Origin of the sequence: Kitasatospora sp. NPDC001539 (assembly GCF_040298565.1) — a bacterium.
GTDB lineage: Bacteria > Actinomycetota > Actinomycetes > Streptomycetales > Streptomycetaceae > Kitasatospora.
Window position 1 is genome coordinate 1 of sequence record NZ_JBEPAK010000249.1, and the last position, 10,422, is coordinate 10,422.

Here is a 10,422-nt window from a genome sequence, read left to right on the forward strand (position 1 = left end):
GCGCCGCCTTGGGGGGGCGCGGGGGGGGCCAACCTTCGGTTATTCCCGCCTACCGGCCTACCCACCCCAACGGTTGGGGCGGGGCGGGGGGCTCACCCCCCCCCCCCCCCACGCTGACGGGGCCCTCAGCGGGCCTTGCGGCGCGAGCCGGGACGGCGCTCGCTGGGCCGGTAGACCGGCTCGCCCGCGGCCGTCGCGGCGTCGCGGCGCTTGGCCCCGAAGTCTGCCAGCGCCTGGGCCAGCGCGGCCGCCGACGGCGCCGGGGCCATCACGTCGACCCGCAGGCCGTGCTCCTCGGCGGTCTTGGCGGTCGCCGGGCCGATGCAGGCGATGACCGTGACGTTGTGCGGCTTGCCCGCGATGCCGACCAGGTTCCGGACGGTGGAGGACGAGGTGAACAGCACCGCGTCGAAGCCGCCGCCCTTGATCGCCTCGCGGGTCTCGGCCGGCGGCGGCGAGGCGCGCACCGTCCGGTACGCCGTCACGTCGTCGACCTCCCAGCCGAGCTCGACCAGGCCGGCCACCAGGGTCTCGGTGGCGATGTCGGCGCGCGGCAGCAGCACCCGGTCGATCGGGTCGAAGACCGGGTCGTACGGCGGCCAGTCCTCCAGCAGCCCGGCCGCGGACTGCTCGCCGGACGGCACCAGGTCCGGCTTCACGCCGAAGTCGACCAGGGCCTGCGCGGTGGTCTCGCCGACCGCCGCCACCTTGATCCCGGCGAACGCCCGGGCGTCCAGGCCGTACTCCTCGAACTTCTCCCGCACGGCCCGGACGGCGTTCACCGAGGTGAAGGCGATCCACTCGTAGCGGCCGGTGACCAGGCCCTTGATGGCCCGCTCCATCTGCTGCGGGGTGCGCGGCGGCTCGACCGCGATGGTCGGCACCTCCTGCGGCACCGCGCCGTACGAGCGCAGCTGCTCGGACAGGCCGTGGGCCTGCTCCTTGGTGCGCGGCACGAGGACGTTCCAGCCGAACAGCGGCTTGGTCTCGAACCACGAGTGCGAGGCGCGGTGGGCGACCTGCTCGCCCACCACGGCTATCACCGAGGTCGCCGGGTCCACCGGGGCGGAGACCGGCGAGGGCAGCACCCGGGCGGCCTTCAGGTCGGCCGCGATGGCGGACAGCGTGGAGGTGAAGGTGCGCTGGCGGGTGGTGGTGCCGGAGAGGGTGGCGCTCAGCGCCGACTCCGGCTTGCGGCCGTTGGACACCAGCGCGTTGGCGGTGGCCGGCAGCTGGCCCAGCGTGGTGCGGACCACCAGGGTGGTCTCCGGAGCGCCCAGGTCGACCGGTGCGCCGGACAGCAGCTGGGCGCCGTCCACGAAGCGGACGTCGGTACCGGCCGCGCCGCGCAGCGGGACGCCCGCGTAGGCCGGCACGCCGACCGACTGGGCGACGCCGGGGACCACCTCGAAGGGGACGCCCTCGCCCGCGCAGCTGAGCATCTCCTCGGCGGCGCAGCCGTCCAGGCCCGGGTCGCCGTCGACGGTGCGGACGACGTGCTTGCCGGAGCGGACGGCCTCCGCCACCAGCTTGGCCAGGTCGAAGTCGGGGCCCTCGGCCGCCGGGGTGTGCACCTGCACACCGGCCGGACAGTGGGTGCGCACGGCGGCCGCGGTCAGCGGGTCGGCGACCAGGATGTCGGCCGAGGACAGCACCTCGACCGCGCGCAGGGTCAGCAGGCCCGGGTCCCCGGGGCCCGCGCCCAGGAACGTGCACCGTCCGGCGGGCTGGCCGGCCGGGAACAGGGCGTCGGTGGCGGCGGTGGGGCTCATCGGGCTCGCTCCCCCATCAGGGTGGCCGCGCCCGCGTCGAGCAGCCGGGCGGCCAGGGCGTGGCCGAGGGCCCGCGCCTGCTGCTCGGCGGTCTCGTCGAGGACGATCGGACCGTTGGCGGACATCTTCAGCAGGGCGGTGCCGTCGGGATCGCCGACCACGCCGTCCAGCCGCAGTTCGTGCTCCCCGCCCCAGGTGGCCAGCGCGGCCACCGGGGCCGAGCAACCGGCCTCCAGGGCGGCCAGCAGGGCGCGCTCGGCGGCCACGGCGACCCGGGTGGGGGCGTGGTCCAGCGCGGCGAGCGCGGCGATCAGCCCGGCGTCGTCGGCGGCGCACTCGATCGCGAGCGCGCCCTGGCCCGGGGCCGGGATCATCAGCTCGGGGTCGAGGTGCTGGGATATCTCGGCGCTGCGGCCGAGGCGGTTGAGGCCGGCGGTGGCCAGCACGACCGCGTCCAGCTCGCCACCGGTCACGTAACCGATCCGGGTGTCCACGTTGCCGCGGATGGCTACCGTCTCCAGCTCGGCGCCGCGGGCGAGCGCCCAGGCGTTCAGCTGGGCCATCCGGCGCGGCGAGCCGGTGCCGATCCGGGCCGGGCGGCCGGCCCCGGCCAGCTTCTCCACCAGCTCGTCCAGGTTCAGGCCCTCGGCCGCGACCAGGGCGTCCCGGACGTCCTCGCGCTCGGGGACGGCGGCCAGCACCAGGCCCTCGGGGGCGGCGGTGGGCAGGTCCTTGAGCGAGTGCACGGCGAAGTCGATCCGGCCCTCCAGCAGCGCGTCCCGCAGTGCGGAGACGAACACGCCGGTGCCGCCGATCTGCGCGAGCGCCTCCCGGGAGGTGTCGCCGTACGTGGTGATCTCGACCAGCTCGACGCGGCGCCCGGTGAGCCTGGTCACCTCGCGGGCGACCATGCCCGACTGGGCCATGGCGAGCGCGCTGCGCCGGGTGCCGAGCCGCAGCGCGGTGGCTCCCGGGGCCTGCTCGGTGAGCGGTTGACCATTCATGAGGTGATCGTCCCGGTGGTACTCGTGGGATGGCTGACGGTTCATCTGGTGCCCTCGCCGGAGGGCTGGGGCCGGCCGCTGACGGGCGTGCCCGACACGGCGTGCACGGCCGCCGGGTCGAGGTCGAACAGCTCGCGCAGGGCGTCCGCGTAGGAGGCGCCGCCCGGTTCGGCGGCCAGCTGCTTGACCCGGACGGTCGGGGCGTGCAGCAGCTTGTCGACGACGCGGCGGACGGTCTGGGTGATCTCGGCGCGGGAGCGCTCGTCCAGCTCGGGCAGCCGGGAGTCCAGCCGGCCCAGCTCGGCGGCGACCACGTCGGAGGCCATCGCGCGCAGGGCGACCACGGTCGGCGCGATCCGGGCGGCCCGCTGGGCGGCGCCGAAGGCGGCCACCTCGTCGGCGACGATCCGGGTGACCTGGTCGACGTCGCCGGCGCCGGGGCTGGCGGCGTGCGCGTGGGAGAGGCTCTCCAGGTCGACCAGCAGGGCGCCGTCCAGCCCGTGCACCGCGTGGTCGACGTCGCGCGGCATGGCGAGGTCGAGCAGGGCGAGCGGGGTGCCGGCGGTGCGGGCCGCGACGGCGGCGGCCACGTCCTCGGCCCTGATCACCACGCCGGCCGCGCCGGTGCAGGAGATCACCAGGTCGACGTCGGCGAGCGCCTGCGGCACCTTGGCGAGGTCGAGGGTGCGGGCCACGTCCGGGCCGAGGATCTCGACCAGGCGCTCGGCCCGGGCCGGGGTCCGGTTGGCGATCAGCAGGTCGGTGACGCCGGAGCGGACCAGGGTGGCGGCGGCCAGCGAGCTCATCGAGCCGGCACCGACCACCAGCGCGCGCTTGCCGGCGATCTCGCCCGCACCCGCCGCGACCTGCTCCAGGCCGAAGGTGACCAGCGACTGGCCGGCCTTGTCGATGCCGGTCTCGCTGTGCGCCCGCTTGCCGACCCGCAGGGCCTGCTGGAACAGCTCGTTCAGGCCGCGCCCGGCGGTGTGCTCGTCCTGGGCCCTGGCCAGCGCGTCGCGCAGCTGGCCGAGGATCTGGCCCTCGCCGACGACCATCGAGTCCAGGCCGCAGGCCACCGAGAACAGGTGGTGGACGGCGCGGTCCTCGTAGTGGACGTACAGGTGGGAGGTCAGCTCCTCCAGGTCCACCCCGCTGTGGTGGGCCAGCAGCAGCGACAGCTCGGCGACGCCGGCGTGGAACTTGTCCACGTCCGCGTACAGCTCGATCCGGTTGCAGGTGTTGAGCAGCGCGGCCTCGGCGACGGTCGCGGAGGCGGCGGCGTCGTGCAGCAGCCGGGTCGGCACCTCACCGGTCAGTGCGGCGCGCTCCAGCACGCCGACCGGTGCCGTCCGGTGGCTCAGTCCGACGACGAGAAGACTCATGCCCGCCCCCCACAGCTCTCCGTGTTCATGCGGGCATCACCGCGGACAGCTCGCCCTCGCCGCCCTTGGCGGCCTTGCCCTTGGCCTGCTCGCCCTGGTCCTTGGTCGCCGGGTCGGCGGTGCCGCGGCCCTTGCCGCTGCCGCCGGCGGCCGCGCGGCGCAGCTTGGCGGCCGCCGCGCGGACCGGGCCGGGGGCGCGGTCCAGCACCGACTCGGTGTGGTCGGGCTCCTCCCCGGCCTTGCGCTGCTCGTGGAAGGCGAGGATCTGCAGTTCGATGGAGAGGTCCACCTTGCGCACGTCCACACCGTCCGGGACGGTCAGCACGGTCGGGGCGAAGTTGAGGATGCTGGTAACGCCTGCCTCGACCAGCCGGTCGCAAACCTGCTGGGCGGCGCCGGGCGGGGTGGTGATCACGCCGATGGAGACCTGCTGGCTCTCGACGATCGACTCCAGCTCGTCCATGTGGCGCACGGGCAGTCCGGCCGCGGTGGAACCGACCACGTGGGGATCGGCGTCCAACAGGGCGGCGACCCGGAAGCCGCGGGAGGCGAAGCCGCCGTAGTTGGCGAGCGCGTGGCCGAGGTTCCCGATGCCCACGATGACGACCGGCCAGTCCTGGGTCAGGCCGAGCTCGCGGGAGATCTGGTAGACGAGGTACTCGACGTCGTAGCCGACGCCGCGGGTGCCGTAGGAGCCGAGGTAGGAGAAGTCCTTGCGCAGCTTGGCCGAGTTCACGCCGGCCGCGGCGGCCAGCTCCTCGGAGGAGACGGTCGGCACCGAACGCTCGGAGAGCGCGGTGAGGGCCCGCAGGTAGAGGGGCAGGCGGGCGACGGTCGCCTCCGGGATGCCCCGGGCACGCGAGGGTCGGCGCGCGGCGCCCTGGTCGGGCGTCTGCGAACTGCTCTGTGGTGATCGGCCGATTGCCACGGTGCTCCTGTGGGTGAAGCTGGGCTTTGGCAGCCAGGCTATGCGTTTGTGAACGTGTGCACAAAGATGGTGTCCGATTTGTCCCCGCACAGTGACACGCATCACGCCGACGAGCCCATAGCACCGGCCCGGGTCAGCACGACTTCCGGGGCCTGGGGGCCGGGCAGCCAGGGCCCGTACGGGGCCTCCCGGCGCAGCAGCGGCACCGCCGCACCGGACGGGCGGGAGCGGGCGCGGCCCAGCCGCGGCCAGGGCACCCGGGCGGCCTCGCGCAGCGGCGCGGCCCAGTCCTCCGGCGGGCAGGACGGTGCGCCCAGGCAGTGCCGCAGCAGCTCGGCCGTCACCCGGGCGTCGCCCAGCGCGGTGTGCGCCGGGTACCAGCCCAGGCCGGCCGCCTCCACGCAGGCCGCCAGGCCGTGGCTGCGGGCCTGCGGCAGGTGCTCGCGGGCCAGCCGCATGGTGCACAGCAGCGGGACGGGCGGCAGCGGCACGCCGATCCGGGCGAACTCGCGGTCGAGGAAGGCGTGGTCGCAGCTGACGTGGTGGCCGACCAGCACCCGGCCGGCCAGCAGCTCCAGCAGCCGCGGGGCGATCTCCCGGAACCTCGGGGCGCCCTCGACGTCGGTCTGGCGTATCCGGTGCACGTGGGTCGGGCCGACCGGGCCCAGCGGGTCCAGCAGGGTCGCGAACTCGCCCTCGGCGCGGAGCCCCTCGTCCAGCAGCACGACGGCGACCTCGACCACCCGGTGCCGCCACGGGCTGCGGCCGGTCGCCTCCACGTCCACCACGGCGAAGCCCCGGGCGCCCGGGGGCGCTTCGGGCGTCCCTGGGGTCGGGCGGGGAAGCATGGCGGCACTCCTCGTGTGCTCAGCCCCCCACGGGCGCAAACGCGTTCGATCGTAAGCCGACCGCGGCGCCCCGCCCCGCCCGGAACGGGGTGTCTTCGGCAACGATTCGGCGAACCACCCCCGCCGGTCGGCGGGGGCGGTGGGGCGGCGCCGCTCCCCGGGGGCGGCCGCTCAGGCGCCCAGGGCGGCGCGCAGGCGGCGCTCGTCGACCCGCCAGAAGTCGTGCTGACGGCCGTCGACCAGGGTCACCGGGATCTGCTCCCAGTAGCGCCGGTACAGCTCCTCGTCCTGGGTGATGTCCTTCTCCTCGAAGGTCGCGCCGAGCTCCGCGACCACCCGGACGATCACCTCCCGGGCCTCGTCGCACAGGTGGCAGCCGGGCTTGCCGACCAGGGTCACGGTACGGTCCGCGGGCTCGGGGGTCCTACGTCGCAGCAGTGGGCTCACCGGCCCATTGTGCGCCGCCGCTGCCGGGCGGCGGGCCGGGGGGCGCGGGCAGGGGCGACAGGTCGGGGCGGGACGACGGGGTGGGACGGACCGGGGGGCCGGCCGGGGGCAGCTGTTCACCGGCTGGGCACGGCTCCGTCACGGCCGCTCCGTGCCCGGCTGGCTATGCTCATTGGCATGGCCGTGCTCCGAAGGCTCACCCAGGCGAGGCGCTCCAGCACCGAGCGGAGCGCCCCCACGGGCCGGGCCGTGGCCGAGGCGGGCGAAGCCGCGGCGGAGGCCGCCGAGGCCGCGCTGCGCGCCGAGCCGCAGCGCCTCGCCGGCGAAGCCCCGACCGGCGCCGACACCCCGGTGGCCGACGAAACCCCCGCGGCCGGCGAAGCCCCGGCGGCCGATGCCTCCTCGCCGCGGACCGGGACCGCGGGCAAGCCCGGGAAGGCGCCCAAGGCGCCGGTCGCGAACCACACCCCCGAGCCGGACGACCCCCGCGCCGCGGCCTTCTTCGACTGCGACAACACCATCCTGCGCGGCGCGGCGATCTTCTACCTCGGCGTCGGCCTCTACCGCCGCGGCTTCCTCACCCGCCGCGACATCGCCCGCTTCGCCTGGCAGCAGGCCCTGTTCCGGCTGCACGGCACCGAGGACCCGGACCACATCTCGGACGCCCGCAACACCGCTCTCGGGATCGTCGCCGGCAAGCCCACCGCCGATCTGGAGGCGATCTGCGAGGAGATCTTCGAGCAGGTCGTGGCCGACAAGATCTGGCCCGGCACCCGCGCCCTGGTCCAGATGCACCTGGACGCCGGCCAGCGGGTCTGGCTGGTCACCGCCGCCCCGCTGGAGGTGGCCCGGATCATCGCCCGCCGCCTCGGCATGACCGGCGCGCTCGGCACCGTCGCCGAGGCCCTGGACGGCGCCTACACCGGCCGACTGGTCGGCGACCTGCTGCACGGTCCCGCCAAGGCCGCGGCCGTGCGGGCGCTGGCCCGGCGCGAGCGGCTCGACCTCGACCGCTGCGCCGCGTACAGCGACTCGGCCAACGACATCCCGATGCTCTCGCTCGTCGGCCACCCGTACGTGGTGAACCCGGACGGCGCGCTGCGGCGGCACGCCCGGGCGCAGGGCTGGCGGGTGCGGGACTTCCGGACCGGGCGCAAGGCGGCCCGGGTGGGGCTGCCGGCGGCGGGTGCGCTCGGGGTGGCGGCCGGCGCGACGGCGGCCGGGGTGGCGCTGCGGCGCCGGCGCCGGCGCGCCTGAACTCCCCCTCCGCGCGGCCCTCGCCGCCCTTCACCACCCCTCCCCCGGGCGGGTGAGCGGGCGTCAACCAGGCCCCTGACCTGGCCCCTCGTACGAGCGAACTCCCCTGCTCTCCAGGGCCGTCCAGGCCCGCTGCAAGAACCTGTTACCCCGTGACCGGTTCTGATCGTTCGCCAGACCGGGAAAGTCGGGGGTTGCCGAGCCCCATGGCTGGGAAACCGCCCGCCGGACCACCGAATTGGTCACCCTGAGCGCCCGAACGGTCACGTTGAGCCGGATGAACGACGACACCTCCGGTCAGTGTCAGCCGAATATGCGCAACAAATGGATCCCAAACGACCACTTCGACCACACGGTGTAGCTGTCATTGCACAAAGCGTTATTCTCTCCTGGATGCGCGTCACCCACGCGTTCCGCTCGAACGGACGCCAGGGGCGCGCTCTCCGCGCAGGCGGAGGTGATCCGTCCACAGTTCTGCCTCTGGGAGTCCCGTGTACCCACCCGTCCGGAACGACGCGCCTGCACCCTCCCGCCCGTCGTCCGCGCCCCTGCGCCCCCGCACCGGCCTCCGCGGCCGGCCGACCGCCGAGCGGCAGATCTCGAACGGCCTGGACCTGCTGCGCAACCTGCTCCGCAGCCAGCTCGCCGCCTCGCCCCAACTCGTGCCCGCCGGAGTCCCGTTCGGTCACCAGCACGGCCCGGGGCCGGCGCTGCGCACCACCGCCGCCGGGTCGACCGGCACCGGCTCGCGCGGCCGCACCGGCAGCACCGGCGTCGGCCGCGGCCGCACCCGCACGGCGCCCGCACCCGGGTACGAGACCGAGCACAACCCCGTCATGGAGCTGGTCGAGCGGGCCCAGGCCGGCGAGAGCGAGGCCTTCGGCCGGCTCTACGACCACTACGCGGACACCGTCTACCGCTACATCTACTACCGGGTGGGCAGCCGGGCCACGGCCGAGGACCTCACGAGCGAGACGTTCCTGCGCGCCCTGCGGCGGATCGGCACCTTCACCTGGCAGGGCCGGGACTTCGGCGCCTGGCTGGTCACCATCGCCCGCAACCTCGTCGCCGACCACTTCAAGTCCAGCCGGTTCCGGCTGGAGGTCACCACCGGCGAGATGCTCGACTCCAACGAGTGCGAGCGCAGCCCGGAGGAGTCGGTGCTGGAGTCGCTCTCCAACGCCGCCCTGCTGGACGCGGTGCGCCGGCTCAACCCGCAGCAGCAGGAGTGCGTCACCCTGCGCTTCCTGCAGGGCCTCTCGGTGGCCGAGACCGCGCGGATCATGGGCAAGAACGAGGGTGCGATCAAGACCCTCCAGTACCGCGCCGTGCGCACCCTGGCCCGGCTGCTCCCGCCCGACGCGCGGTGAGCCCGCGGTGAGCGCGGGCGCGATAGCCCGGGGGCGGCCCGGCCGCCCGTCACCGTGCGCGTCCGATCGACACGTCCGGGTGAACGGTCGGTCCGATGATCAGCCGTGCGTAACCGACCGCCCGCACCGCTCGTTGGCCAGCGTGCAAGCCCCCACCAGGCGTACGGTCAAGCTGAATTGCGACCTATCACCCGATGGAGTGGCTTTGGCCCGCCGAGGCAACCGTCCGGCTGGCCGGGGTGTCGACAACGACGAAGGGAGGTGTGGCCCGTGACGGCAAACGTGCTCGAGCACCGGCGGGCGAAGGCCTTCGCCGAGGCGCTGGAGGCCCACCAGGCGGACCAACGCCGCGCGGCCAACGCCGAATCGGCCAACGCCGCTGCTACCGAGGCGGGTTCGGTCGCGATGGCCGAACTGGTCGGCCTGACCGACGCACTCGGAGCGGTGGCCCGGCCGACCATGGACCAGGAGGTCCGGACGGTCCAACGCGCCCAGCTGATGGCCGCGTTCGAGCAGGCCTTCGCCGGCGGACCGGGCGCCACGGTGCCCAGGCAGCGCCGGCACCGATCGACCAGGACGGCCCCGAGGGGCCGGTGGAGCCGCCGCTTCGCGATCGGCGGCCTCGTCGCCGGACTCGCCGTCGGCAGCCTGGCCGGCGCCGCCGCCGCCAGCACCAACGCCCTCCCCGGCGACACGCTGTACGGCATGAAGCGCGGCCTCGAAGGGCTGCGGCTCGGCCTCGCGGACTCCGACTCCGAGCGCGGCGAGCTGCTGCTCGACAACGCCGCCACCCGACTCGGCGAGGCCAACGCCCTGATCGGCCAGGGCGACCCGGTCGGCGCGCTCAGCCCGGCCACGGTCGACCGGGTGCGCCGGGCGCTGGACGACATGCACGCCGACGCGCTCAAGGGCCGTGAGCTGCTGCGCTCCGTCTACCGCAGCAACGGCTCGCTCGACCCGATGCGCGCGCTGGCCGGCTTCGCCCACGACGAGGACGGCCGCTGGAGCCAGCTGCAGGGCCGGCTCCCGGTCCAACTCACCGAGCAGGCACACCTGGTGGACCAGCTCTTCGACGACATAAGCGAAGACGTCGCGCCCTTGCGCCTGGCCCAGCCGCCCGCCAAGAGCGGTGGCCAGACCGGCACGGGAGCGGGCGGCGACTCGTCCTCCTCGACCAGCGGATCCCCGGCGGGCTCTCCCGCCGCCGGCGCGGGCAACGGCCCGGGCGCCGACCAGACCCAGGGCGGGGCCGGGAACGGCGGCAACCGCACCGACCACTCCCCGGCCACCGCCGGCACCGGCTCCACCGCCGGCAGCGGCGCGGCCTTGGCCAGTTGGCGGGTGTCCTTGTAGACGGTCTGGGTCTGCTCGCCCGCGATGATCGACTTCACCGAGGCCAGCTCGGCGTCCTGGC

9 protein-coding genes are annotated in these 10,422 nt (G+C 75.1%); 3 read left to right on the forward strand and 6 right to left on the reverse strand.

Annotated elements, in window-relative coordinates; translation table 11 throughout:
- Window positions 1-125: 125 nt before the first annotated feature.
- The 6 genes from ABT247_RS27745 to ABT247_RS27770 all read right to left on the reverse strand — a co-directional run bounded on the left by ABT247_RS27745 (window position 126) and on the right by ABT247_RS27770 (window position 6,381).
- Window positions 126-1,772, reverse strand: a complete 1,647-nt coding sequence (locus tag ABT247_RS27745; protein ID WP_350747564.1) for a bifunctional uroporphyrinogen-III C-methyltransferase/uroporphyrinogen-III synthase — start codon at window positions 1,770-1,772, stop codon at window positions 126-128.
- Window positions 1,769-2,776, reverse strand: coding sequence for a hydroxymethylbilane synthase (gene hemC / locus ABT247_RS27750; protein ID WP_350747567.1), 1,008 nt, complete (start codon window positions 2,774-2,776; stop codon window positions 1,769-1,771). The genes ABT247_RS27745 and hemC overlap by 4 nt, the downstream gene beginning before the upstream one ends.
- 41 nt (window positions 2,777-2,817) lie before the next feature.
- A complete protein-coding gene (locus ABT247_RS27755; RefSeq protein WP_350747570.1) occupies window positions 2,818-4,158 on the reverse strand; it encodes a glutamyl-tRNA reductase in 1,341 nt (446 codons plus the stop codon).
- Between the two features lie 25 nt (window positions 4,159-4,183).
- Window positions 4,184-5,080 (reverse strand): redox-sensing transcriptional repressor Rex, encoded by an 897-nt coding sequence (locus ABT247_RS27760; protein WP_350747583.1) that lies wholly within the window; start codon window positions 5,078-5,080, stop codon window positions 4,184-4,186.
- 107 nt (window positions 5,081-5,187) lie between these two features.
- A complete protein-coding gene (locus ABT247_RS27765; RefSeq protein ID WP_350747573.1) occupies window positions 5,188-5,934 on the reverse strand; it encodes a 3'-5' exonuclease in 747 nt (248 codons plus the stop codon).
- Window positions 5,935-6,105: 171 nt separating this feature from the next.
- Window positions 6,106-6,381, reverse strand: coding sequence for a glutaredoxin family protein (locus tag ABT247_RS27770; protein ID WP_350747576.1), 276 nt, complete (start codon window positions 6,379-6,381; stop codon window positions 6,106-6,108).
- 177 nt (window positions 6,382-6,558) lie between these two features.
- Here ABT247_RS27770 and ABT247_RS27775 point away from each other — a divergent pair, with 177 nt between their 5' ends.
- The 3 genes from ABT247_RS27775 (at window position 6,559) to ABT247_RS27785 (ending at window position 10,361) form a co-directional block, all read left to right on the forward strand.
- Window positions 6,559-7,638: an HAD family hydrolase gene (locus ABT247_RS27775; RefSeq protein ID WP_350747579.1), complete on the forward strand. Its 1,080-nt coding sequence runs from the start codon at window positions 6,559-6,561 to the stop codon at window positions 7,636-7,638.
- A gap of 596 nt (window positions 7,639-8,234) precedes the next feature.
- Window positions 8,235-9,008, forward strand: a complete 774-nt coding sequence (locus ABT247_RS27780) for an ECF subfamily RNA polymerase sigma factor, BldN family (RefSeq protein ID WP_350747586.1) — start codon at window positions 8,235-8,237, stop codon at window positions 9,006-9,008.
- 498 nt (window positions 9,009-9,506) lie between these two features.
- Window positions 9,507-10,361, forward strand: a complete 855-nt coding sequence (locus tag ABT247_RS27785; RefSeq protein WP_350747588.1) for a DUF5667 domain-containing protein — start codon at window positions 9,507-9,509, stop codon at window positions 10,359-10,361.
- Window positions 10,362-10,422: the final 61 nt, after the last annotated feature.

What these genes read in the sequence shown, in the direction of transcription:
- ABT247_RS27745 (WP_350747564.1), bottom strand. Translation starts at nt 1,772, where the DNA reads ATGAGCCCCACCGCCGCCACCGACGCCCTGTTCCCGGCCGGCCAGCCC.
- hemC (WP_350747567.1), bottom strand. Translation starts at nt 2,776, where the DNA reads ATGAATGGTCAACCGCTCACCGAGCAGGCCCCGGGAGCCACCGCGCTG.
- ABT247_RS27765 (WP_350747573.1), bottom strand. Translation starts at nt 5,934, where the DNA reads ATGCTTCCCCGCCCGACCCCAGGGACGCCCGAAGCGCCCCCGGGCGCC.
- ABT247_RS27785 (WP_350747588.1), top strand. Translation starts at nt 9,507, where the DNA reads ATGGCCGCGTTCGAGCAGGCCTTCGCCGGCGGACCGGGCGCCACGGTG.
- ABT247_RS27775 (WP_350747579.1), top strand. Translation starts at nt 6,559, where the DNA reads ATGGCCGTGCTCCGAAGGCTCACCCAGGCGAGGCGCTCCAGCACCGAG.
- ABT247_RS27755 (WP_350747570.1), bottom strand. Translation starts at nt 4,158, where the DNA reads ATGAGTCTTCTCGTCGTCGGACTGAGCCACCGGACGGCACCGGTCGGC.